This window comes from uncultured Sphaerochaeta sp., from assembly GCF_963676625.2.
In the GTDB taxonomy this organism is placed as follows: Bacteria; Spirochaetota; Spirochaetia; order Sphaerochaetales; family Sphaerochaetaceae; genus Sphaerochaeta.
The window spans coordinates 86,118-110,406 of the sequence record NZ_CAXXYB010000001.1 but is presented as its reverse complement, the minus strand read 5'-3'; the positions used below and the strand labels follow the sequence as shown (position 1 = coordinate 110,406).

The 24,289-nt window shown below is 42.4% G+C and carries 26 protein-coding genes; 13 read left to right on the top strand and 13 right to left on the bottom strand.

Annotated elements, in window-relative coordinates:
- Positions 1-368 precede the first annotated feature (368 nt).
- Entirely contained in the window at positions 369-551 is a 183-nt protein-coding gene (locus tag ACHZBG_RS00570; protein WP_320127485.1) for a hypothetical protein, read from the top strand.
- Between the two features lie 6 nt (positions 552-557).
- On the opposite strand, the gene ACHZBG_RS00565 is transcribed toward ACHZBG_RS00570, so the two are convergent.
- On the bottom strand, positions 558-1,883 hold the full coding sequence (locus ACHZBG_RS00565) for a hypothetical protein (RefSeq protein ID WP_320127484.1): 1,326 nt from the start codon (positions 1,881-1,883) through the stop codon (positions 558-560).
- 328 nt (positions 1,884-2,211) lie between these two features.
- Between ACHZBG_RS00565 and ACHZBG_RS00560 the strand changes: the two genes are divergently transcribed.
- The 6 genes from ACHZBG_RS00560 (at position 2,212) to ACHZBG_RS00535 (ending at position 6,634) form a co-directional block, all read left to right on the top strand.
- Positions 2,212-2,823, top strand: a complete 612-nt coding sequence (locus tag ACHZBG_RS00560) for a penicillin-binding protein activator LpoB (RefSeq protein ID WP_394699284.1) — start codon at positions 2,212-2,214, stop codon at positions 2,821-2,823.
- Between the two features lie 17 nt (positions 2,824-2,840).
- Complete coding sequence (locus ACHZBG_RS00555) at positions 2,841-3,908, top strand: LPP20 family lipoprotein (RefSeq protein ID WP_320127482.1); 1,068 nt, start codon at positions 2,841-2,843, stop codon at positions 3,906-3,908.
- Between the two features lie 52 nt (positions 3,909-3,960).
- A complete protein-coding gene (locus tag ACHZBG_RS00550) occupies positions 3,961-4,545 on the top strand; it encodes a hypothetical protein (RefSeq protein ID WP_320127481.1) in 585 nt (194 codons plus the stop codon).
- A 59-nt stretch (positions 4,546-4,604) separates the two neighbouring features.
- The gene (locus ACHZBG_RS00545; protein WP_320127480.1) at positions 4,605-5,192 is read left to right on the top strand and encodes a hypothetical protein; all 588 of its coding nucleotides are present in this window, start codon (positions 4,605-4,607) and stop codon (positions 5,190-5,192) included.
- 226 nt (positions 5,193-5,418) lie between these two features.
- Positions 5,419-5,856: a rhodanese-like domain-containing protein gene (locus ACHZBG_RS00540; RefSeq protein ID WP_320127479.1), complete on the top strand. Its 438-nt coding sequence runs from the start codon at positions 5,419-5,421 to the stop codon at positions 5,854-5,856.
- A 130-nt stretch (positions 5,857-5,986) separates the two neighbouring features.
- A complete protein-coding gene (locus ACHZBG_RS00535) occupies positions 5,987-6,634 on the top strand; it encodes a hypothetical protein (RefSeq protein ID WP_320127478.1) in 648 nt (215 codons plus the stop codon).
- Here the strand turns inward: ACHZBG_RS00535 and ACHZBG_RS00530 are convergent.
- From ACHZBG_RS00530 to uvsE, 5 genes are all read right to left on the bottom strand, one after another.
- Positions 6,620-7,600: an EAL domain-containing protein gene (locus ACHZBG_RS00530; RefSeq protein ID WP_324292070.1), complete on the bottom strand. Its 981-nt coding sequence runs from the start codon at positions 7,598-7,600 to the stop codon at positions 6,620-6,622. The two genes, ACHZBG_RS00535 and ACHZBG_RS00530, sit on opposite strands and share 15 nt — an antisense overlap.
- A gap of 128 nt (positions 7,601-7,728) precedes the next feature.
- The gene (locus ACHZBG_RS00525; RefSeq protein ID WP_320127477.1) at positions 7,729-8,898 is read right to left on the bottom strand and encodes a hypothetical protein; all 1,170 of its coding nucleotides are present in this window, start codon (positions 8,896-8,898) and stop codon (positions 7,729-7,731) included.
- A 66-nt stretch (positions 8,899-8,964) separates the two neighbouring features.
- On the bottom strand, positions 8,965-10,059 hold the full coding sequence (locus ACHZBG_RS00520; protein WP_320127476.1) for a 4Fe-4S dicluster domain-containing protein: 1,095 nt from the start codon (positions 10,057-10,059) through the stop codon (positions 8,965-8,967).
- Positions 10,060-10,092: 33 nt separating this feature from the next.
- Entirely contained in the window at positions 10,093-10,899 is an 807-nt protein-coding gene (locus ACHZBG_RS00515) for a tryptophan-rich sensory protein (protein WP_320127475.1), read from the bottom strand.
- Between the two features lie 19 nt (positions 10,900-10,918).
- Positions 10,919-12,163, bottom strand: a complete 1,245-nt coding sequence (uvsE, locus tag ACHZBG_RS00510; protein ID WP_320127474.1) for a UV DNA damage repair endonuclease UvsE — start codon at positions 12,161-12,163, stop codon at positions 10,919-10,921.
- A 198-nt stretch (positions 12,164-12,361) separates the two neighbouring features.
- Here uvsE and ACHZBG_RS00505 point away from each other — a divergent pair, with 198 nt between their 5' ends.
- Positions 12,362-12,862, top strand: coding sequence for a glutathione peroxidase (locus ACHZBG_RS00505; protein WP_320127473.1), 501 nt, complete (start codon positions 12,362-12,364; stop codon positions 12,860-12,862).
- Positions 12,863-13,121: 259 nt separating this feature from the next.
- Positions 13,122-13,670: a GNAT family N-acetyltransferase gene (locus ACHZBG_RS00500; RefSeq protein ID WP_320127472.1), complete on the top strand. Its 549-nt coding sequence runs from the start codon at positions 13,122-13,124 to the stop codon at positions 13,668-13,670.
- Between the two features lie 52 nt (positions 13,671-13,722).
- Here the strand turns inward: ACHZBG_RS00500 and pflA are convergent, their stop codons facing one another.
- Together pflA and pflB are read right to left on the bottom strand one after the other, a co-directional pair.
- A complete protein-coding gene (gene pflA, locus ACHZBG_RS00495; RefSeq protein WP_320127471.1) occupies positions 13,723-14,490 on the bottom strand; it encodes a pyruvate formate-lyase-activating protein in 768 nt (255 codons plus the stop codon).
- A 12-nt stretch (positions 14,491-14,502) separates the two neighbouring features.
- A complete protein-coding gene (gene pflB / locus ACHZBG_RS00490) occupies positions 14,503-16,713 on the bottom strand; it encodes a formate C-acetyltransferase (protein WP_320127470.1) in 2,211 nt (736 codons plus the stop codon).
- A 124-nt stretch (positions 16,714-16,837) separates the two neighbouring features.
- On the opposite strand from pflB, the gene ACHZBG_RS00485 reads away from it, so the two are divergent.
- Positions 16,838-17,563: a Crp/Fnr family transcriptional regulator gene (locus ACHZBG_RS00485; RefSeq protein ID WP_320127469.1), complete on the top strand. Its 726-nt coding sequence runs from the start codon at positions 16,838-16,840 to the stop codon at positions 17,561-17,563.
- A 16-nt stretch (positions 17,564-17,579) separates the two neighbouring features.
- On the opposite strand, the gene ACHZBG_RS00480 is transcribed toward ACHZBG_RS00485, so the two are convergent.
- Positions 17,580-18,116 carry a permease gene (locus ACHZBG_RS00480; protein WP_320127468.1) on the bottom strand — a complete coding sequence of 179 codons (537 nt, stop codon included), beginning with the start codon at positions 18,114-18,116 and terminating at the stop codon, positions 17,580-17,582.
- Positions 18,113-18,595 (bottom strand): permease, encoded by a 483-nt coding sequence (locus ACHZBG_RS00475; protein WP_320127467.1) that lies wholly within the window; start codon positions 18,593-18,595, stop codon positions 18,113-18,115. Before ACHZBG_RS00475 ends, ACHZBG_RS00480 begins: the two co-directional genes overlap by 4 nt.
- A 164-nt stretch (positions 18,596-18,759) precedes the next feature.
- On the opposite strand from ACHZBG_RS00475, the gene ACHZBG_RS00470 reads away from it, so the two are divergent.
- From ACHZBG_RS00470 to ACHZBG_RS00460, 3 genes are all read left to right on the top strand, one after another.
- Positions 18,760-19,104 carry a metalloregulator ArsR/SmtB family transcription factor gene (locus ACHZBG_RS00470; RefSeq protein WP_320127466.1) on the top strand — a complete coding sequence of 115 codons (345 nt, stop codon included), beginning with the start codon at positions 18,760-18,762 and terminating at the stop codon, positions 19,102-19,104.
- 1 nt (position 19,105) lies between these two features.
- A complete protein-coding gene (gene arsB, locus ACHZBG_RS00465) occupies positions 19,106-20,158 on the top strand; it encodes an ACR3 family arsenite efflux transporter (RefSeq protein WP_320127465.1) in 1,053 nt (350 codons plus the stop codon).
- 158 nt (positions 20,159-20,316) lie between these two features.
- Entirely contained in the window at positions 20,317-20,760 is a 444-nt protein-coding gene (locus ACHZBG_RS00460; protein WP_320127464.1) for a CBS domain-containing protein, read from the top strand.
- A 96-nt stretch (positions 20,761-20,856) separates the two neighbouring features.
- Here the strand turns inward: ACHZBG_RS00460 and ACHZBG_RS00455 are convergent, their stop codons facing one another.
- The 3 genes from ACHZBG_RS00455 to ACHZBG_RS00445 are packed head-to-tail and all read right to left on the bottom strand — an operon-like array spanning position 20,857 to position 24,071.
- Positions 20,857-21,114, bottom strand: coding sequence for a hypothetical protein (locus tag ACHZBG_RS00455; RefSeq protein ID WP_320127463.1), 258 nt, complete (start codon positions 21,112-21,114; stop codon positions 20,857-20,859).
- Positions 21,115-21,126: 12 nt separating this feature from the next.
- Positions 21,127-22,116 (bottom strand): polyprenyl synthetase family protein, encoded by a 990-nt coding sequence (locus tag ACHZBG_RS00450; protein WP_320127462.1) that lies wholly within the window; start codon positions 22,114-22,116, stop codon positions 21,127-21,129.
- 5 nt (positions 22,117-22,121) lie between these two features.
- Positions 22,122-24,071 (bottom strand): FAD-dependent oxidoreductase, encoded by a 1,950-nt coding sequence (locus ACHZBG_RS00445; RefSeq protein ID WP_320127461.1) that lies wholly within the window; start codon positions 24,069-24,071, stop codon positions 22,122-22,124.
- Positions 24,072-24,289 lie beyond the last annotated feature (218 nt).

The following is a 24,289-nucleotide window of genomic DNA, read 5'->3' as shown; positions in this document are numbered from 1 at the left end:
ATCCTGCAATCTGTGATACTATGGCCTTTGATGCCTCCCTGGCGTTGAAGGCCATGTTTCATGAACGGTAGAATTATAATTATTTATAATGAAGGGTCAGTATCTGGTTTTTGTTCGTTTCCTAAGATTCCTGCTTTGGATTACAAAAGATTTTCTTGCAAACCACTTGACGATTTGGCTTCTTGGTATGAATGTATGTGTAAGGACAATGCCATGACAAATACGAAAAAAGATCTTGTCATTCTTGTAAAATTGTTCCTATCTGAAGGACCGGAAGGCTGTTCATGCCTTTTGGATTGCAAAAACAGCTTTTCACCCTCATCCCTATCTACAATACCTGCATGGTACTCGGCAGGAAGGAGCGAGCTATGAAAAAAGACATTCGTGAAACTATCAGAAGATCGTATGATTATGAAGAAAACAATGATTGGAAGAAACATGATTCTATGCCACATTCTCATAAGCCCGAAGAAAAACGTCCGAAATATCCAGAAGAACTGGAAGATACTCTTGAGCCTCTTGAGCCTCTTGATTCTGCTGAGGATGATTGAAGGATTCTAGAGAGGGCAGACAGCCTCGACCAGATTGGTCCTGGAATCGGATACCTCAAAATTGGCAATGAGTTGGGAATATACGGTTCTCCCTGTATTATCGAGAAAATCGACATGGATATCGTATGTTCCCGGTTCAACGGAAATTCCTCCTATCCAGGCAGTGGATGGAAGGAAATGAGAGGAACGGACATCCGCGGTCTCTGATAAATCCCGTGCAATCTTGAACACCAGTCCAAGTAATTCACTGGCCAAACTCTTCTGGGTATTTGATTTTCTCGCCGCCTCTTCGGTAGCACTGTCGTAGGCGGCGATTCCTATGGACTTGACCATGGATCGGGTTATTGCCTTCGACCTGATCAGGGCTGCCCTGGCTTTGAAAGTCTCTATGGCAATATCATTGATACTTTCAATTTTTTCCAATTGAAACGAAGTCTTGTCATTGAGGGTAATTTGTATTGCATGAATCCTGGAACGTTTTGCCACCATTACAGGGTAGGCTATCTTGGCATAGTTGAAAGGGGATACGTATATTGATTCAACAGCTTCTTTCTTTTCGGGCGCAAGTCCATTGAAGGCTACAAGGTTCAATCTTGCCATTCCCTGTGCAAGGGGCTTGCCCTCTTGCTTCAGGGAAGTTGGGAGCGCAAAAGGATATAAATCTGGCTGAGCCCTGAAAGCGTTTTCCACCTGATTCAAGGAATAGGTAAACATACTTGAGTCCTGGTTTCCCCTGGCAAGAACCATGGTAAGATAGTTGGCCAGGGCAGAAGATGAAAAACTTGTCGAATACGTAGTACTTTCAGCAGAAACCACATCATTTTTTCGGGCGTATGCTGAAAGTTGGGCTCCTTGCACTTCATATCTGGACTTGAGCAAGGATTGTTTTTCAATGGAACGTCTCAATTCCACCAAGGCATCTTCATCTTTATCTTCTTGAATATAATTCAAGGCCTTGAAGACATTGATATAAATATCCTCAAAATCTTCGCCCTGGTAATCCTTGGTATTGTCGTTGATCAGAAAGGAACCTATGTTAGCGGTAACGCTTTGGGTATACTTGTCTTGTATTTCCAGCTCTGACTTTGTCAACATCGAATTGGAGATATCCCATTGTCCATCCACGTGGGCAAGCAAGCCTCCGTCGAGATTCAGTATAAGTGAACCCTGTTGGTTTTCCATGATATCTTTGTTTTCCATAAAATTATGGAAAGCGGCGCTATAGTTTCCTTGCTGATACAGTTGTCGAGTGCTGGATAAGTCTACGACCGAGGAACAACTGACCAATGACAAGATGAGGAAAAATAAACATACATGGGGGATTTTTTTCATAGTGGATAATTTCCTCAGTCTTCATGAATTGCCAGAGTTAAAAAAAATGTACCATCATTGGGGTTGATTTGCAATCATAAACCAATAATAGATGCCTCAAAATTGAGGAAAATTATACTATATAATAATAAATATTGTCTTTTAGTTATAGGTGAAAATTGTTTTGCGCTATTTTAATCTGCATTTTTTCTTGTCCTTAAGATAAGATTTCTATAGGTAGGGTGAATAATTATTGTTCTTTATCTGTTGTTTTTGATGATTTTCTGTTACCTTTTGGACTGTAGTGCTATATAAAAACATATAGTTGCCATAAAGGGTAGAGGAAATGATGAAAAAGAATGTAGTGAAATATAGTCTGCTTGCACTTGTGCTTGCAACTGTCCTGGTTTCTTGTCAATCGACTGTCTCCGTGGATCGTTTGTCCCCCGATGCAAATATTGATCTTAGCGGAGGATGGAATGACACCGATATTCGTATCGTAGCTGAATCCCTTGTCTCCGATAGCATTCGTTCTGCTTGGATCAATCAATTCCGGCTGCATAACGGAAAGAATCCCGTGGTAATCGTCGGAACTTTCTTGAATCGCAGCAGTGAACATATCGATACCTCGATCATTGCCAAGAGGATGGAGATGGAACTCATCAATACAGGAAAAATTGATATGGTTGCCGATGTGGAATTCCGTGCTTCTGTCAGGGATGAACGAGAGGAACAGCAGTATTTTGCAAGTGAAGAAACTGCAAAGGCCCTCGGAAAGGAAATCGGGGCGGATTATCTTCTGCAAGGTTCAGTACGAACAAATCTTGACCAAATTGCAGGAAAAGCAGTCAGAACCTACTATGTCTCTGCCGAACTCATTGATATCGAGACAAATAAAAAGGTCTGGGTTGGGGAAGAGACCATCAAGAAACTGATACAACAAAGTAAATATAAGTACTAGGGATACGGAGAAAATTCATGAAAAATCCTACGATAATAATGAAACGGTTTCTTTTTTGCGTAGTCATTATGGGAACCTTGGCACTTTCTGGATGTACATCCCTTGGAAATGCCTCTCGAGCTCCTTCCTGGATAGATCATTTATATGATCGTTCCTATAACGAAAAGACCTATCTTTGCGCAATAGGTTCCGGATCTTCCAGGGAAATGGCCGTTGATGCAGCATTTTCCTCACTTTCACAGGTATTCAATTCCAAAGTCAAATCGATTACTACGGTTTCTTCTCTCTCCACTTCAGAGAAAGACACTTCAGGCAGCGTTGTATTTACGGATTCCTCGACAATGCTCGACCAAGGAACTATTTCCTCCTCAACCGATATAATTATTGGGGCAGAGGTGGTAAATACCTACATGGATGAACAATCTCGCGTATATGTGCGGGTTGCCTTGCATCGCAATAGGACTGTGGTCCTGTATAAGGATGACATAGCTGAGCTTGCAACCTCCATTGCACGGTTGAAAGTCCAGTCCAAGACAGCAAATAGTAAGTTGGCCTCCTATTTTATTCTCAGGAAAGCTTATGGACTTGCGCAACGGCAACAAGGATTGATCGACCAAATGGAAGTCCTGACCAAAAAACAACAATCCTCCATTTTGCCGGAACTTGAACGACAATTGAACGCCCTTGCTTCAGATATTACCATTGTCATTCACACCCAGATCGATATCACGGATGAGGATCAGAAAATATTGGCAAGAAAGACTCTCTCTGCAGCCTTTGGCCAGGAACTTCTTGCCTTAGGATTCAAGGTTGTCCAGGATGGTTCGCATCCCACAGCTGATTTGGATGTTCATTATCAGGTCATGCCGATTTCGATGGAAGGAAGTCCCTATCAATATGCCCGTTACGAACTTTCTGCCGAATTGAGCAGTGCTGACCACCTTCTCTTGTCCTATCAAAAGACCGACAGGGAGGCAGCGTTATCTACTCAAGATGCGATGGCAAAAGCCTTGAAGCAAGCTTCCTTGAAAGCTTCGAAGAGTTTACTGTCCCTCATGGAACAGAAATTTGGGGCCATGGAATAAGTACTACAGGATTCTCGATTGATACGTAATTGAATCGTTGGAGGTTTTCGAAATGAAAAAAGCGTTTGTTTTATTGGCTTCTGTCCTTGCAGTTCTTGCTCTCAGTGGATGCATGACTTCAAAAAAAACTAGTTCAAAGTCATCTATAGTTCCCCAGGTTATCGGATTGGAAGGCATTGTACAGCCCGATTGGGTCTATAAGACGGTAACCAAACAAGATATGCACTTCGAGACTGGGTACGGGAAGATGAGTGACAAGCAGATTTCGATCAAGCGTGCAACTGTCGAAGCCAAGAACAAGATTGCGGAATGGGTGCGTACTTCAGTCAAGGAAGTTATAATGACCTATGTCAATGATACAGGAAATGATGACAGTCGACAGTCCTTGGATGTAATGGAAACAATCAGTACACAAGTTGCAGAGGCTACTCTTTCCGGAGTTACCACAGAAGAGATGTGGGTGGATGCCGATGGTGGTGTATGGGTTCTTTGTTCGATTCCCCTTGCCAATATCGAGAAGAGTTTCGAGCCTGCCTCACAAGCGATCTCCGAGACTTTCTTTGAAAATGATGCCGCAAATGCAGCAAACGCAAAAATGAAAGATGCTTTTGCAAACCTCCTGAAGGGTACGCTATAAGATACTGAATCAATTGAATTGATATCAATTGTAATTTTGTTTTGATAAAAGGAAAAATCATGAAAAGATATATTCTTCTTGTTTCTGTTTCCCTGGTTCTCCTGCTTGGTTTGCTTGGTTGTGCCTCGACTCCTAAAAATAATAAGGATGGTTCACCCTATTGGACAACCAAGACACCCCAAAGTACCAAGACGCTTCATTATGAAGTAGGGATGGCCAAGCAATCGACCCCTCAGTTGAGTCTTCTTCGCGCTGAGTCCTCAGCAAAGGATGCAATTGGAAGATGGGCCTCAACCAATGTCGATAACTCCCTGGTGACCTTTGTCGAGGAATCGGGGGAGGTCTTGAAAACGCAGCAAATACTTTCGGTTCTCCAAAATCTCAGTGTGCAGACAGTTGATATTGCTCTTAGGGGAGTCTCGACAGTCGAACGCTACACAGCTAAGGATGGAACTGTTTGGGTATTGTGCTCCTATCCTGTGAAAAACCTTAAGGAAGCGTATAAGCTCCAGACTGAGCAATTGCAGAGAAAACTTGCAACTGAGCAGGCAAAGGCTGATTCCCTGACAGCTGAGGCGAAAATCATGCAATCCGATGTACTTGTATCGTATCTGGAATCGCAACTGGCCAGTGATCTGGACAAATGAACGAAAGACGGTATCCGTTGTTTCTAGTTTTCTGAAAATACTCTTATGTTGATCTAAAATCCCTGTACTTGTCAGACGAAAGTACAGGGATTTTTGTTTAGTACGATACTGAGCATTTTTTTCGATAGAAAAAGATTTGGAAACGATGTAATTTCATTCGGGCCTTCTTTTCTGATTGACGATAACCCCTGAAATTACGCATATTGTTGTTAGGAGCAAATATTAAATGAATAAACTAGTTGTCATTGGAATCATACTGCTGGTAGTCGTTGTTATCGTGGTTTTCTTTTTTGTTAATCACCAAAAACCGGCAAATAAGGATACGAGTGTGCAAAACATTGCCAGTTCAGGGGCTATGTATCATAAAATCTCACCTGAAGAAGCAAAGAAAATGATGGATAGCGGAAAAACCCTAACTATCCTTGATGTCCGGACTCCTTCAGAATTTTCTGAAGGTCATATAAAGAATGCAATCAATATTGCCAACGAGACCATTGGAAGCACAAAGCCAACCCTGTTGCCTGATCTGGATGCAACCATTCTTGTCTATTGCAGGAGTGGTAACCGAAGTAATCAGTCTGCACGGAAATTGGTAGCCATGGGCTATACGAATATTTATGATTTTGGTGGCTTGAATACTTGGTCGTATGAAACAGTTCGATAAGTAGTACCTTCGGATTGCTTGAAGCATATGGGTAATGACTGCTCCTGCTTGCAAAAGAGGGGCAGTAACCTTTCTTTCCCAGTTTTTGCCTAAAAAATTTTTTGGGGAATACAAATATAAGGAACAAGGCATGCATATGGATTCACAAGGTAGCTACCTGAGAAATCCAGAATTTCTTCAGATACAGGATCAGATAGAAGGTGTTCTCTATGGATGTAACCAACTCTGGTATCCTTCATACTGGCAGCGTTTATCTGGTTGTGGCCCGAGTACAGCTTCAAATCTTGTCCTCTATTTTCAACGTAAGGGAATCATCAAGGAAAGGGTGCCGGTTACGGACAAAACCTCTTTCATTGGCTTGATGGAACAGATATGGCAATTCATTACCCCTGCCGCAGGCGGTGTCCATTTGCTGAGCCAATTTTATCTTGGCTTTTCACACTATCTGGAGAGTATCGGAAGCTCCCTGTCCTACAAAGCGTTGGAGATTCCCAAGAAAAAGGAACTTCGACCTACCCTGGAGCAGGTTGTTGGTTTCATTGAAGATGCCCTTGCACAGGATTCTCCAGTGGCGTTTCTCAATCTTTCGAGAGGTACCTTGAAAAATCTTGACGAATGGCATTGGGTGACGATTGTCGGTTTACGTAAAGAGGAAGCCTCTTTACGTTGGTTTGCAACTATCTACGATGCCAACAAGACCTGGGAAATTGACATAAGCCAATGGTATGAAACTAATAAAAGGGGAGGAGGTCTCATTTCTTACCTAGCATCTGAATAGGGTATTTCCCTTTGCAAGATGCTCATTTTTGAGAAGGTCCAGTATATATTCTGGAGGAAGTGCTTTGCCAAAAAGATATCCTTGCATGAAGTCACACCCCATTGCCATCAGTTGCAACTTTTGGCTTTCCTTCTCAACTCCTTCTGCCACTATGGTTTTTCCCAGATGATGAACCATTGAGATTATATCGTTTGCTACACCCTTTTCGTTTGGGATTATCAGACGGTCGACAAAATACTTGTCAAATTTTATGGAATCGATATTCAACTCCTCAAGGCGGGATATCGAAGAATATCCGGTACCGAAGTCATCAAGGAAAACTTTTATTCCCAGCTGATGAATTTTCTTTAATTGTCCCACAGTGAAGGGAATATTATCGATAAAAAGAGATTCCGTTATTTCGAGTCTGAGTTGCTCAAGGTTTATTCCTATTCTGTCAGCCATGGTAACCAACTGGGAAACGAAGGATTCTTCCAGAAGTTGCAAGGCCGATACATTGACAGCTATATATAGGGAAGTTCCATATTCTCCCTGTAATTTCTTGAGAAACAAAAAGGCCTGTTCAAAAATTATCTGTCCCAGTTCTATGATCAACTGATTCTTTTCAGCTATTCCTATGAATTCCATAGGTGTAAGAATTCCTAATTTTGAACTCGTTAACCTTGACAGAGCCTCGAATCCTGCGATTTTCCCATTGGAACTGTCGATAATGGGTTGGTATTCCAGGTGAAACAAATCCAACGCTCCCCCCAATACTTTTTTGAGTTCCTGTACGATGATTTCTTCCCTTATCAACGTAGTCTCCATTGATTCATTGAAGAATTGGATTGGATGAAGGATCGTTGCATGCTCTATGGCAATCGTTACTTCCTTGAGTGCCCTGCCAAGGCCTTGCGTTTTTGGTGAAACTTCTACGACACCTATGCCAAAGCTGATTGTTTCTGTTTTGCTGTAGGCCTTTTGCATGGATATTATTTGCTTGCAGAAGATTTCAAGTTCCCGTCTACTCTTGTATTTCCGTATGCTGATGGCAAAACGATCATCTGAGAATCGATAGAGCTGGAGGTCAAGAGGATTGTCCTGGCATAGAGTCTTTAGGGAGGTGGCAATTTGTTTGAGTATGGTACTGCCATACGTATAACCGTATATATGATATTTACTAATTTGATATTAATCGTTGAAATCAGCAAAAGGGCAAAAGAGTCAGAATTTCTGTTTTCTTTCTCCTTTTTATGGGACGCAAAAAAGAATTGGATATTGGGAAGACCCGTGAGCGTGTCATAATAGGCAATATTGAAAATTCTTTTGTTTTTCTTGTAAATATTAATGGCAAAGAAACAAAAAATGCTAAAGAAGGCAAACAGGGAAATAATGATAAACTTAGAAATATGTGAGACAAGAAGCAGCGAGGGGAGCATATCGAATTCAATGACGATAGCTCCTTTTTTCTCTCCCTCTACAAACACCGATGCGTAATTAAGGAACACCAATGATGATTTTTTTTGTATGGATAATGAATCTGTGCTCATCGTTTCGTTGTTGAGAATTTCCCGGATTTCTTCGGTATTTATTGAAATTGCTGAATTTTTTGAACCTGTTGGTGAATATACTGTTCCGTCAGTAGTGATAAAAAGAACCATTGCAGTTGGTATTTGCGATGCAACCTGATCAATGATGAACTGAGGCTCGATTCTTGATGATATGAGATGAATGTTTTTTGCAAGAATTCCAATCTGGACCAGGGTTCCATCCGGAGTTTTGGCATATCCATATTTATAATTTTTCCCTATGAGGGTTGCACGGCGGATATCCTCGACCATTGGCATATCCTTGCACTCATTGATAGTACGTAAGGGATGGTTTCCCGGAGGTGTCCAACCAAGGTAATTGCCGGAATTCGATCCAATTACTTGAAGATTTTTGTTGTAATGGCAAATTTCATCAACATCCAGGTCCTTTGCAAATTGGGCAAGGATCTCACTGGTAAGTTCTCCTGGATAGCCTGCAACAATTTTGCATGAAGTGATGAGCTTACTTTCCATTTGCCGATTGATAATGGCCGATGCCTCCAAGGACGTGGTAATGTCATGGGCAAAAGCTTTTGTAAGAGCCGTCACGTCTTTGTTTTTTTCTTGAAAATAGAAGACTTGTAAATTGCTGATAATGAGATAGCCCATTACTACGAATACAAGCAATACCAATCCAATGAATAGATATAACGATTTCAGATGTATTGATTTGATGGTATTGCTAGATTTTTTCAAGGGAACACGCCTCCACAATAGAGATATCAATCTGGCAGGACCAAAGGTTACCTGTCAATTGATGTTTTATGTATCCTGATTATGTTCTATATATTTTTTCCAAGAGGAAATAAAATGGGTTGAATAGGAGAGCGTTTGGGTCGGGCAACTATCTATGCAATGTCCACAACCTATGCAGGAAAGATCGATCACCGGGGATTTTTCTTTTGCATAGGTCTTGACATCAATGGCTACAGGGCAAGCCTTTGAACACTGTCCACATTGTATGCAGACCGCATTGTCTGTTTTGATGCTTTGTCCTGCAAGTCTTGATACCAAGGCAAGTGTTGTACCGAGTGGGCAATAGAGGCAATAGCCTCTTCCAATGAAGACTATCCAGAAGAACATTGCCATCAATAGCTCTGTTGTCAGGTATTTTATGGATTCTGCCTTTTCCATGAGCTCCATAACCCCCTTGAACGGTAATCCTAGCTGTACCAAGACCCAATAAAAAGTAAAGGCCAAAGAGATGATGAAGAAAAGCCATCTTATGAACGTGAACTTGGGAATGATTTTTTTCGGTATCGCCTTTCGTTTGACGAGGGGAATCGCAGGTTCAAACACTTCGGCTGCAAAACCATTGAAAAGACAAAGCATGGAACATTGCAATCTTCTTCCGAAGAGCAGGGTTCCAAGAAAGATAAAAAAACTATAGATCCAGTAGAAAATGAGAGCAAATCGGAGTCCTGAAGCCTGGAGTGTAAGTAACTGTGTCATTCCAAATGGTGAATCTGCTATTCCTGCTTGAAGGGGCATTGTGCTCCAAGGTAAAGGCATGGCATAGAAGTAGAGGTCGGGATTCTTGGAAATCAGGGGAAGAACAATATGTATTGCAAGTGCGGCAATAGACAATCCAATGATATTCTGTCGTCGCATTGCAATACGTTGTCCTTTTTTCTTGATCCTGAGCGTCAAAAAACCACAGATAAAGATGAAAAGGGCCTTTATCCAATTCTCATAGATTTGCCAGATTTTTGTAACCAATGCTGCCATTTGGGCAGAAGCTTGTGGTGCATATCCCCAGTTCAATCCTGCAATAATCAGGCACAACGAAATATAGAGCCATAAAATGGTCCTAAGCAAAAACTCCTCCCAACCTGTTGCGTTTCGTCTTGTGTGCATGGGAATTCCTGTTTCCTTTTTATGTCTTCAAAATTAGCTGATTGTTTTTCTTGCCTTTTTTTGCGATATAAGATATCCGATGCAAATAAGGAAGATTGCCAGGCAAATACATAGGGTGACAATAATATCAGGATAGGCCTTATGGAATTCGTTTGCAGCCAAATGCTTATACAAAATGCCAAAATAAGCCCAGACCAGGACGAGGATATACGGTATATCCTGATTTCTTATTGCCGTTGCCACTCCTATTGCCATACCTACGATAAGTATGAGAACAGTCCAGAAAGATTCGGAAAGTCCAAACCGATTCCACCCAAGGCTTACCAGCAAGGTTGCAGCATTGGCTATGGTCGCCACAGTAATCCAACCGAAATAAATGCTGAAAGGCAACTGTATGCAAAGATATCCAGATTTTTTAAGCGAATGTTTCTTGATTGCTTGGACGATGGAAATCAGGCAAAGGAGTAAAACAAGCATCAATACCATGGAAAGAACAAGTTTTGTGTAATGCCAGGAAACCAGCCAAAGGGCATTGACCAAAGAAGAGATGATAAAGAGCGGAGCAATTTGAACAAGCAGTTGTTCCTGGTCGTTTTTGCTTTCCTTTTGAAAAATGCCTAGCTGATAGAGTGTATATAGCATAAGCAAACTATAGATGACACCCCATATGGCAAAGGTAAATCCAACTGGAGCGAAAAGGTTTGGATAGGAATCGGAAATTGCTCCCGTTGACATGCCATTGAAGGGAAGGATGTTTGCCAAGGCATTTACAATGATCATACATACAAATGAGAGAAGTACGGCCACTTGCCTGAACAATGTCTTTTGCTTGTCTTTCATGTTGTCAAATCTCCTTTGTTTATAGAAAATAATAGGTGGTAAGCATTTCTTTGGCCTGATATTTTTCACAGAGAGTCTGCAAGGTTTTTTTGAGGGACGCTAAAGTGATCAAATTTTCATTGAATCGTTGTTGGGCAATCAGAAAACGTTGTTTCTCCTTTGGAGTGATATATTTCTCGACTACTTGGAATACGTTTGTCGTTGTTGCCAATACCTGGCTTTTAACTAGCTCTCCTGCAAGGATTTTTTCCAGTTCACGATAGAAGTCCAGAGGCTTTGCATCCTCAGGGGAATCCAGAATAGTATGTATACGGGAAACTGCATCCTGACCATGTTCCAAGACCAGATGATGATATCGCTGCCACTCTTGTAGGAGTAAGGGAAAAGGTGAAAGGCAATTGATGCATTTTAGTGCAGAAAGATTCTTATCCTTTACCTCCAGCATTATATCGATGTCCTTGTTTTCTAGATGCGTGTAAAATTCGAGAAAGGTATCAATCCTTATGGTGGAAGAATGCGCTCCTGTTTTTTTCCCCGGGGCTTGCTGGGAATAGTGGATTTTTTGCCTTCCATCTGATTCCTTCCAGGTCTTGGCACAAGTTGCAATCCAATTCGACTCGCTTTTTATGGTTACGGATGGATTGATGGCATGGTGCAAGTTGTCAAATACCACGGGAGCCCCAGTTTTTTCAAAAATATATAGGACATCTTCAATGGTATAGCTCTTGTCATCATTTTCAAGTACAAGGCGAGAACGTATTTTCTGATCGAGATTATGATATTGCTCTATGAAACGTTGCATTGCAGCTTTTTTATCGCCGTATACTCCTCCGATATGCAAAATGAGTTTGTGTTCTGCTCCGAGTGAAAGTGAATCAAGAAACCTGTTATGGTAGTTCAGATCTGCAAGACTGTTTTTCACAACCTCCTTATGAGGTGAATTGAGAATGGTATATTGCCCTGGATGCATCGACACTCTCATGCCAGCCTTTTGTATCTTGCTTCCAAGTTCCTGTAAGGTAGTCTCAAATTGCTTCCACCAGAGCAAGGCGTTGATACTGCTGGAACCAAACGGGATGATATCTGAACTGATCCTGAATAACTTGATTTCATTTTCAATGGCATAATCCAGAACATTGTCCAGATGATTGAGGTTGTACGAACAGATTTTAGCCAAGGTTAGTTCATCTGCATGTCTTGCCAAGCAGTGTTTTAAATCTGTATCAAGGACCGCCAAGGTCTGACAAGCATATCCAATGGCCATCTAGATGGTATCTCCTCTTTTAGAGTGTTTTCCAAAACGGATAGATACATGAAGCTAGGTCTACGCCTACAGTCTATCCTGAAAAAACATAATGGCAAGACTTTTTCATTATTATTTACTCTGGCAAGAAAAGCCGCAATCCATTGACAAATAAGTTAAGTGCAATTATATTGTAAACAATACAAAGGATGGAAGATGATGAATACAGTATTACACGAGAATCTCTTCGAATACTCGGTCTTGTCCAATGATGGGAAAGATTTTTCCTTTGCTTCTTTGCAAGGGAAAACGGTTCTTATCGTAAATACCGCCAGTAAATGTGGTTTTACCCCGCAATATACCGGGTTGGAAGCTCTCTACAAAGAGTATGCATCCAAGGGATTTACCGTGATAGCTTTTCCTTGTGATCAGTTTGCTCATCAAGAGCCTGGCACCGATTCGGAAATTGCACAATTTTGCCAGATCAACCATGGGGTGACTTTTCCTATAATGAAGAAAATCGAAGTGAATGGCAAAAATGCAGATCCTCTGTTTGTCTGGCTCAAAAAGCAGGCTCCCGGGGTTCTTGGCGGAACAATCAAATGGAATTTTACGAAATTCTTAGTCGGGTCGGATGGGATAACGGTGAAACGCTTTGCCCCCAATATTGAACCAAGTGAATTAAAAACGGATATTGAACAATTCTTGGCCAAGAACTAAGACTTGGCAGAAGGAAAAAGGAAGCGAAGGATTCAATGTTCGCTTCCTTTTTTTTATCTGATCATAGTTGATATATCTTCTGAAAATTTTACCCCTCCAGACAATTTTTCCATTCTCTTGCATTTTTTCTTGCAGCATGCTATAAGAATACCCCCAATGACTTTAGATGCTTGTTCAATTCCTTTTTCTTTACGAAAAGATGCTTGAACAGTTCTTATCCTACCAATAGAGTAATTTCTTGTATCACATGGAGAAAATAATGCATATTTATAAGACAAACCGATTGGATTTACGAAGACTCAGTGTTGCTGACTCATCTCTTTTATTGGATTACCGATTGCGAACCAGAACTTTCCTGCAAGAATGGGAACCGTTGAGAAATGATGCTTTCTATACTGAGGAAGCTGCTCGGATGCTCATTGAAGACGAGGAGAAAAGTTTTGCTACGGAAACTGGCTTGTCCTTATATATTTTCAATAAAGGCGAGGAAAAAATAATTGGATGTGCAACTCTATCCAATATTGTCCGTGGGGTATTTCAGTCGTGTTTTTTGGGATACAAGCTGGATGAAGAGGAAATCAACCAAGGGAAAATGACAGAAGCTTTGCAGAAAGTAATTGAAATTGCTTTTGATGAGATGCAATTGCATCGGATTGAGGCCAGTATCCTGCCCAGGAATATACGGTCGAAAAAAGTTGTAGAAAAACTAGGATTCACGCAAGAGGGACTAAGCAAGGCCTATCTCAAGATACAGGGAAAATGGGAAGATCATGTGCATTATGCACTCCTCAATGAAAAAGTGAATTGATAGGTACCTGCCTGCATATAAAAGAGGCACAGTTTTGACTGCGCCTCTTGCTTCAACTTACTTTTGACTTTGATTTTGGTTTGCCCAAATCGGTCATAAGAACTTCCAGGCCTTGATCTTCAAAGATCTTTCTTGCCATTGCCAGTTCCTTTTCTGTTGGCTCCGGAATATCCTTGAGACTGTAGGCAAGATTCAATTGTTCCCATTTATACTGTCCCATACTATGATAGGGGAGCAGTTCAACTTTTTCGATACATGTATACTTCTTGAGAAACGTTGCCAATTTTTCCAATCTTTTTCTGTCCAGGGTCCAGCTGGGAACCAGTACATGACGAAGCCAGACAGGTTTTGCGATACTCTGGCAATAATCAAGGGTGACGAGCGTATTGGCGTTGCCCTGGCCTGTAAGGCTGAAGCATTGCCTATCATCCAGACTCTTGATATCCAGCAAAACAAGATCAGCTGCTTCCAAGACAGCTCTTGACCGTTCCAAGGGAATAGCCCCTGCAGTATCGAGAGCTGTATGCAATCCTTCTTTTTTGCATTGCTTGATGATATCCAAGGCAAACTCGGGTTGCATCAGAGGTTCCCCTCCGCTGAGGGTCACTCCTCCCTGTCGAATGAAGGACCGGTAGGAAAGAATATCTTTTACCACCGAATCGGAGTCTGTAAGGGGTTTGCCACCCTGTGCCCATGTATCCGGATTATGGCAAAAACGGCAACGGAGTGAGCAACCTTGGAGAAACAGAACATACCGGATTCCTGGTCCGTCCAAGGTTCCGAAAGTCTCGATGGAATGGATAGTGCCTTGTATGCCCATATAATAACTCCTTTATAAATGATCGTGGAATGTCCTGTGTATGACATCCAACTGTTGTTCACGAGTAAGCTTGATGAAATTCACTGCATAGCCGCTGACCCTGATTGTCAACTGCGGATAAAGCTCAGGATGTTCCATTGCATCAAGCAAGGTACTCTTGTCAAAGACATTGACATTGATATGATGTCCCTTCTCATGGAAATATCCGTCCAAAAGAGAGGAAAGGTTTTCTTTTTGTTGCAATGCTGTTTTTCCCAAGGTTCCCGGAATGATGCTGAATGTATAGGAAATACCATCCTGGGCAAAGGCATAGGGAATCTTTGCTACGCTTTTCATGCTTGCCACACATCCATTGGAATCCCTTCCATGCATAGGATTAGCCCCTGGGGCAAAGGGATCTCCTTTCTTCCTTCCGTCAGGGGTTGCTCCTGTTTTCTTGCCATAGACCACATTGGACGTTATCGTAAGCACCGAAAGGGTAGGAATGCTGTTTCGATACGGATGATGCGTTCTCATTTTCGTCATGAAATCCTTTACAAGGTCAACGGCTATTTCATCGACACGAGAATCGTTATTCCCATATTTAGGGAAATCTCCCTCGATGGTGAAATCGACGGCAAGATTGCGCTCATCGTAGATTGGTTTTACCTTGGCATATTTGATTGCCGAAAAGCTATCGGCAACGACACTCAAGCCGGCAATACCTCCTGCCATGGTCCTTACTATCTGTTCGTCATGCAGGGCCATCTCCAGGCGTTCATAGCAATACTTGTCATGCATGTAATGGATGACATTGAGAGTATCGAGATAGAGCTTGGCCAGCCATTCGGTGATTATCCCATAGTTTTGTGAGACAGTTTCAAAATCCAGGTATTCTGAGGTTATCGGGGCTAGAACGGGGCCTACTTGTTCCCCGCTTTTTTCGTCCCTGCCTCCGTTGATGGCATACAGCAAGGCCTTTGCAAGGTTTACCCGTGCACCGAAGAATTGCATCTGCTTGCCAATACGCATGGCGGATACACAACAAGCTATTCCATAGTCATCCCCATAGGATACGCTCATCAAGTCATCATTTTCATACTGGATTGATGATGTATCGATGGAAATCTTCGTGCAATATTGCTTGAAGGCGTTTGGTAGTCTCTCACTCCAAAGAATCGTAAGGTTCGGTTCAGGTGCCGGTCCCAGATTGGTAAGACTATGGAGAAATCGGTAACTCATCTTGGTGACCATGTGCCTGCCATCAAGACACATCCCCCCGATCGATTCTGTTACCCAGGTAGGGTCGCCGCTGAAAAGTTCATCATAGGCTGGGGTTCGCAAAAAACGGACCAGTCTCAGTTTCATGATGAAATGATCAACCATTTCCTGAATTTCGGATTCGGTATATTTCCCGCTTATAAGATCCTGCTGGGCATAGATATCCAGAAAGGTGGAAACTCTTCCCAGACTCATTGCGGCCCCGTTTTGTTCCTTGATAGCCGCAAGGTATCCAAAATAAAGCCATTGTATGGCTTCCTTTGTGTCTGTCGCCGGTTTGCTGATGTCAAATCCATAGGAAGCTGCCATCTGTTCAAGTTCTCCCAGGGCCCTGATCTGCTCACTGAGTTCTTCCCTGTCCCTGATGGTATCGCTATCCATGAAGTCGCCCAGGCAATGTTGCTTGGCTTGTTTTTTGGCTTGCTTGAGTGCTGCTGTTCCATAGAGGGAAACCCTGCGGTAATCGCCGATGATCCTGCCCCTTCCATAGGCATCGGGCAGTCCTGTGACAATCCCCGAATGCCTGACTTTTTTCATTTCCTCGGTATATACATCAAACACTCCGTCGTTATGGGTCTTCCTATAGGAAAAGACTTCCTTTACTGATTGCGGCAATTCTTTTCCATACGCTTCCAGTTCCGTTTGTACCAAACGAATTCCTCCGAAAGGCATAATGGCGCGTTTGAGAGGTTCATCTGTCTGCAGTCCTACGATTATCTCGTTTTCTTGGTCTATGTATCCGCTTGCATGACTGGTAATGGTAGATATTGTATGTTCATCAATTCCGTACATACCTCCTCGTTCCCGTTCCAAAGTCAAAAGCTGGGATACTTCTTTCCAAAGTTTCTTTGTCCGCTGCGTCGGTTCTACGAGAAAATTTTCATCTCCACTGTAGGGTGTGTAATGCTCTATGATAAAATTGCGCGTATCAATCGTGATTTCGTTAGTCTTGGTAGTACTCATGGTTTACCTCTGCTATATTGATTACAGGAGATGTCGACATCCACTGGATAGCCTGACTATAAAACTATGAATAGTATTATTCTGTGATTCAAATCACAGGATGATTTTTAAGAGGAGTTTTTACATGGAGTCTAAAAATATGGGGCAGTGCGAGATTTGCAAGAATGAGATATGCCTGGGAAAGGTCCCTCTTTTTGCCTCCCTTGACCATGAGGCAATACAGGCTCTCACTCTTGAGATGGTTCAAAGGATTTATCACAAAGGGGAGAGCCTTGCCCGTGAGGGCGATATTCCCCTTGGGTTTACGGTAATCAGGGAAGGAAGTGCAAAGGCCTATCGGTCTACCCTTGATGGGCGGGAACAGATTCTCTATATTTTCCCTCAAAATGATTATTATGGGGCGCGGTTCTTGTTTACTGAGGAAAGAGTTCCCTATTCTGTCGAAGCCTTGGAGGAATGCCAGGTTTGCATTCTTTCCAAGGAACGGTTTGAAAAATTACTGGCCGAACATAGTGACATTGCCGTACAGGTAATTGGGGCCATGGCCAATAGAATGAGCCGGTTGGAAACTGTCATGCAAAGTATGGGAGGGCGAAATGCCGAGTTGCGTATTGCCTCGATACTTCTTGAATTCAAGGATACCTATGGGAAGCAGACTCCAAAAGGTCTGGATATCACCCTTCCGCTCAGCCGAGAAGGTCTGGCTAATTATCTAGGGCTTGCCAGGGAAACGCTCAGCCGAAAAATGATGCAGCTTGAGGAAGAGGGGTTGATCGAGAATATTGACTCCCGAACAGTGCGATTAATCGATATCGAAGGACTTCAGGACCTTTCCGTACATCCTGAATAAGCGCATTCCTTAGTACCTAATTTTTTTCCATTGTGGCCTCATAGATCCTGGAGACTTCCTTTTTTGGTATCAGAACAGTAAGTAGATAGGCAATTGCTATGATACCTGGGATATCGATGAGTAATCGAGTTACTGCGAATCTTGCACCCAGTGCGGTCATTTCAAACAAGAACATCGGTATCTTGGTAGTCGACCAGGCTCCCAGGAAGATGAGGACATTGGTGAATTTCACACCCTTTTTCATGAATACCGCTGCCACTGGGAATGCTCCATACAAGGGACCTGCCGCTGCTGATCCAATGAAAAGCGAGAGAAGGATTCCCTTCAATCCAGACTTTTCACCCATATATTTTACCATGGTTTCCTTGGGGACCCAGACATCCAATAGACCCATGAGAATGAAAATAGGAGGAATGACCAAAAACATTTCCTTGAGTTGAAACAGGGAAGTGGAAAATACTTTTTTCCCCAATTCAACATTGAAAAAAGAATAGACACTGATGAGGATTGCTATAAAAAGAAATGCACGATATTTTTTTACTATTGCTTTCATACTAAAGCCTCCACATATCCGATGAGGTAGGCAACCAAAAAAGAGAAGGCAAAGGCAAGTACATTGCGATAGATTGCAAGTCTTTTTCCAAAATAGGCAATTTCTACAGGCAAGGTGACTATTCCTACCATCATGAGTGCCGATACAAAGGCTGCTATCTGCATATACCCAGCACCTCCTTGCAGAAGGAGAGAGGCCATGGGGAAGGCAACAAAACCGGGAATCAGGGTAATGGCACCGACCAGGGCCGAAAGGATTACCCCTGTCCATCCTGATTTTCCTCCTATAAGCCTAAGGATGAGTTCTTCGTTCATGAGGGCGAGCAACAAGCTTACGACCAACAGCATCACAAGCAATTGGGGTAAGATGTTTTCAAAGGATTTTGCGGCCTTTTTCAAGGCTTTCACTGTTTTTGTACGATCTTTGAAGAACGATACTGCCAATAAAACGCCAGCTACTATATATAATATGCTATTCATGATTTTCAAATCTCTCTTTTATAAAGCTTATATACCCTTTTTTTATAAAAAAAGGCAACCTGTTGATGATCCCTATATTTTCATGGTGGAAAACTATTTTTTTGAAAATAGAGATATTGAAATATATCGATGATATAGATATTATTCAATATAAGGAGTAGCCCATGGAACTTAATTACGCTTCCTATATTTCCAAGATCAAAGCACTTTCCGATGTGACCAGACTGAAAATAATCGATATGTTATCCTGCGGTCCTCTCTGCGCTTGTGATATCCTTTCTTTCTTTTCGATTTCCCAACCTACGTTGAGTTATCACATGGGATTGTTGACAGCTTGTCATTTGGTTGATGCCCAGCGAAACGGTTCCTGGATGACATACTCTCTTAATAAGGGGCAAATGCAAGATCTTCAGAAATTCCTGACAACTATTTCGGAACAAAAGGATCATTGCATTTGCAAAAGTGCAACCAGCACAGGAAAAGCTTGTAGCTTTTCCAAGGAAGACTGATATGGAACAAGCAAACACAAAAAATAGTGATCTTGGAATTTTCGAAAAATATCTGACGCTCTGGGTTTTCCTATGCATGATCACCGGGGTGTTGATAGGAATCTATTTTCCGCAAATTCCTGCTTTCTTGCAAACCTTTGAGTATGCCAATGTTTCAATACCGATTGCCATACTCATCTGGCTGATGATTTATCCCATGATGCTCAAGATTGATTTCTCGAGTATCAAGAAAGTGGGGGAGAATCCCCGAGGCTTGGTGATAACTTGGGTGGTCAATTGGCTGATAAAGCCTTTTACCATGTATGTTCTTGCTTGGTTTTTCTTTTCAGTTGTATTCAAGAAATATATAAGTCCTGAACTCGGAAAGCAATATCTTGCAGGTGCTGTACTGCTCGGGGCCGCTCCCTGTACCGCAATGGTGTTTGTCTGGAGTCATTTGACGAAGGGAAATCCTGCCTATACCTTGGTACAGGTTGCTACCAATGACTTAATTATTCTCATAGCCTATGTTCCTATTGTCGGTCTGTTGCTGGGAATAGGCGGTATGACGATTCCTTGGAAGACGTTGTTCCTTTCTGTATTGTTGTTCGTTGTCATCCCGCTTCTTGCTGGTTGGGGAACAAGAATATATGTAACTCGGCGCCATGGCCTGACGTATTTTGAAAACACCTTTATTCCAAAATTCGGTAGTGGTACCATACTGGGGCTCTTGCTCACCTTGGTGATAATTTTTTCTTTTCAGGGACAGACGATTGTTGATAACCCGTTTGCTATTGTTCTCATCGCCGTGCCCTTGATATTGCAAACCTTCTTGATTTTCTTCATTGCGTATTTTTGGTCCAAGGCTTGGGCTCTACCGCATGATATCGCAGCCCCAGCGGCATTGATCGGAGCCTCCAACTTCTTTGAGCTTGCCGTTGCCGTGGCAATATCGGTATTCGGGGTGCAATCGGGAGCTGCCGTTGCAACAATCGTAGGAGTGTTGGTCGAGGTTCCTGTTATGTTGACACTTGTAAGAATTGCCAAGAAAACCAAGAATTGGTTTCCACGCTAGCATGTAATGATGGAGATGAAAGAAGGCTATATACTGACTTTCTTGCATTTCTTTTCCCTATATAGTGCAAACCAGCCATAATTTCCTTGCGAATTTCCTTGCAGTGAGCTACCCTTTTTATAGGAGACTGCTTGTTTTATTACAGAAAGGAGAATTATATGGCAAATGTACAATCTATTCTCGACCAGAAGGGAACTACTGTATTCAACATTAAACCGGATGATACCCTCTCCCATGCACTTCTTCAAATGGCTGAGCATAAAATCGGAGCGTTGCTTGTAATGGATGACCAAGGGGCTGTGAAAGGAATTCTTTCGGAACGGGATATCGTCAGGCATTTTTCAAGAAAAACAGAACATCCCAACACTGCTTTGGTAAAGATTTCCGATGTCATGACCAAGGGAGTTACGTATGTGAAGCCCCATCAGAGTCTTGATGATTGTTTCCAGCTTATGACGGCTGGGCGATTTCGTCATCTACCGGTAATCGTGGACGACAAGGTAATTGGTATTATTTCCATTGGGGATGTGGTAAAAGCGGCTCTTGAGGAACGCGACTTCCAGATTGACCAGCTTGAGCATTTCATTACGAATCCGTATTGATTTGTCTTATTTTTTATCATGCAAGAGTAGCCAAGGCCCGGTCAAGAAACCATCGCCTTGGCTCTTATATTCTTATTTTAGTGTGAAGTAGATATCCTAGGCTTGGGAATTTTTCTTTACGCGCTGAATAAAATCAAGATATGCATAGACTTGACCCTGAATTTCGGAATTCTTGATCTCACCTCTACCACCCCAATCCTGGCCTTCATAGATGGTAAGGTGATGAAGCTCCCCTTCAAGGTCGATAAGAGTAAGTTTTTCTGTTTCCATTCTTTGTTCAAGAAAGTTAAGCGTATTGTCAAAGGATTGTTGGAAGACAATCTCTTCGATTGTCGGTTCCGTTGGTTCTTGCATTGTAATCGTTTCCTATGTTGAGCGAACTGATAGTCTGGTAAAGAGCGAGGTCAACTGTCGGCAAACCTGTTCATCTTGTAATGATTGTATATCGATAAGAGCCCTGTTTCCATAGGTATCGGCAATTTTTTTTGCTTGATCCACGCCTCCAAGACTTGATACCAAGGAAACAGCCTTTTTTACATCTGTCTGTCCAAGTTTCTTATTGGTGGTCAGTAATTTCTTCAAGGGAAATTCCTTTGAAGCTTGTTCCTTTTCTGATTTCAGGGCAAGGAGCAAGGGAAGGGTAGGAATACCGCAACGAAGATCATTCCCGGTTTTCTTGCCAAGATGCATCTCGCTACCTGTGTAATCAAGAATATCATCCTGAATCTGGAAGGCCATTCCTAAAAAATGTCCGATGCGATGGCAGCGGTTTTTCATTTCAGGGGGAAGCTTGGCAACTGAGGCTCCTGCATAGCAACTCAAGGCAAATAATGCAGCTGTCTTGCCTGCTATGCGTTTGAAATATTCTTGCTCCGTAATGAAGAAATTACCCTGACCTGCATCTTGTTCCAATTCACTCATGCATAACCGGCCCAAGGCATTTGAAACAATGATTCCTTCCATTTTCGTATCTTTTCCCGTTATCAGGGATAAGGCACAAGATAGAAGATAATCACCGGCCAATACGGCTTGCTTTGCGCCTACTTGGGCGAAAATTGTTACTTTTCCCCTTCTTTTCTGGGCAGAATCGATAATGTCATCATGCACAAGGGATGCAAGATGAATCATTTCTATTACGCTTGCGATTCGTATGGCTTCTTTCCTATCGGCCTCTTTGTTCAGATTTGAAACAATCAAAACCAATGCAGGTCGAAGCATTTTCCCTTGCGTCTGGACATGAGAAAGCAATACGGGGCGGATAAAGCCTTGTGCCTTATCCACCGTATTGTTGATGAGATCATGAACAAGGGATAATTCTTGTGAGATATCTTGTTCCTCTTTCCAGAAATCATTCATGCTGTTTATACAAGGTCCTTCTGCTTTGCAAGTTTGCGAGCCATTTGTTTTCTGGTATATTCTGGTTCATCCATAAATAAATAGGTTTTCTTTGCAAGAGCAGTTTTGTTCCAAACCTTTTTCAAATAAGGCATTACCCAGTAATCGAGGCCAAAGGCGCGACCGGCACCACCGAGCATGACGATGGAAACTGCCATATACCAAAGAATTTCCTTTCCTGCCATTGCTCCGATAAGGAACATGATGGATAGTCCAAGCGAAACGATTGCTGCAGGGAAGGTGAACAAGCCTCCGATGAAGCACAAACCAACTCCCACTTCGGCCAGTACAATCATCAGCTGGAAGAAGTAGGGAAAATGGGCAACAAAGGTTGTATTGATCCACGTATAAAGTGCCAGAGGATGTGCAATGAGGGGCGGTGCAAACTGGGTAACTGTCTGGGTCGCTCCATCCACTGCAGCGGCACCAGCTTGGGCAACTGTAGTTGCTGCATCCGTAACGGCCTCTGAAGCTGCCGTTACTGCATCAGCACCTGCTTTTGCAACTGACGCGGCAGTATCCCAATAAACCTTGCTTCCCGTGGTATCGGTAAGCCATCCTTCGGAAATTTTCCCGATTCCTTCAATAAGCCACATGACACCCAGATACATTCGCAAAAATACTACCCAATAGGAAGGCACTCTGTAGGCCGCCATGCCACCGATGAGTGAGCGCTTGTTTTTTATCTGAAGAATTTCATGTTTGAAATAGGTCCAGGCTCCGTTTATACCGCAAACCCCAGCCTGATAATACATATTGACCAGATGCTTGAGCATTTGGGCGAAGAAACCAGACAGTGAAATCCCCCCGGTATGGGAAACGGCATATTTCCCACCGATTGATACCATAAAGCCATGGAAATTTGATTTAAAAGGTTTAGAGATTTTTGTCTTGAGTCCCATTTGACCTTTTACGGTTTGGATGATGCTATCGGCTGCCGTAGCGGCTGTTTGTTCGGCAGCCTCGACAATCTGTGGTACGGGGTTATTGTTTTCAAGGTACCATAATCCATCACCGGCGAGATATACATTGTCATGGTCTGGGCATTGCATGAACTCGTTGACCTGTTTTCTTCCACGTTTCCCATCAGTTATGGGGAGGGCTGAACAGAAATCAGAGCCTTTGATACCGCAAGTCCAGATCAGGGTCTTGGTTTTGAATTCAGTGCCGTCCTTGGTGGTAAAACCTTCACTATCAGCATTGACAATCAAGGAATTGACCAGGATTTTCACCCCTTTCTTTTGCATATACTTGACAGCCTTGGCCCTTGGTTTTTCCGGAAGCATATTCAGGATGCTTCCCAAAGCCTCGCAGTTGATAAGGTTTATCTCAGAATAATCGACTCCATATTTCTTGCAAAGCAGAGGCAGCCATTCAATGAATTCTCCCACGAGCTCCACTCCGGTAAATCCACCTCCTGCCACTACAAACGTAAGCATCTGAGCGCGTTTTTCCTTGTCCAATTCAGTTGAAGCTTCCTTGACCATGAGCTCAACATGAGCTTTGATCCGCAAGGCATCCTCCAGGCTCCAAAGATAGAAAGCATGATCCTTGACCCCAGGGATATTGAAATCAGCAGCTTCTGCACCTGTGCTGATGATCAATTGATCATATTGATAGGATTGTTTCTTTCCCTGGAGTTTCTGGGCCGTGAAATCGATGGAAGTAATTTCGTCCTGGACGATAGTTACCATCTTTCCTGCAAAAATCCGGTCATAGGATATTTTTACTGATTCTTCATCGACACGATTTCCTGCAATTTCATGGAGCTCTGTCATCAATATATGATGGCGATTCTTATCAATAAGAATAACCTCAATCTTGTCTTGCATTTTATGGAAGGCTTTATGAAGTTTTTTTGCAGCATGGACTCCAGCATAACCTCCGCCCAATATCACGATGCGCTTTTTTTCCATCTTGAATTTCCTTTTATAATTTCAATATAATCAGGGACCTATAGTTTTTTTAATAAAAAAGTCTTCATATTCGATGGAAAAATCCATTTTCCAAAGAGTTCTGGTTTCCTTTTCGTTTACGGGAACGAAACCGTATATTAGTCTAGCATAGAACTAGGAAATAGTTCAATTCTGAATATACATTTATCGATAAAAAGTTATTTCAATTTTTTAATGAA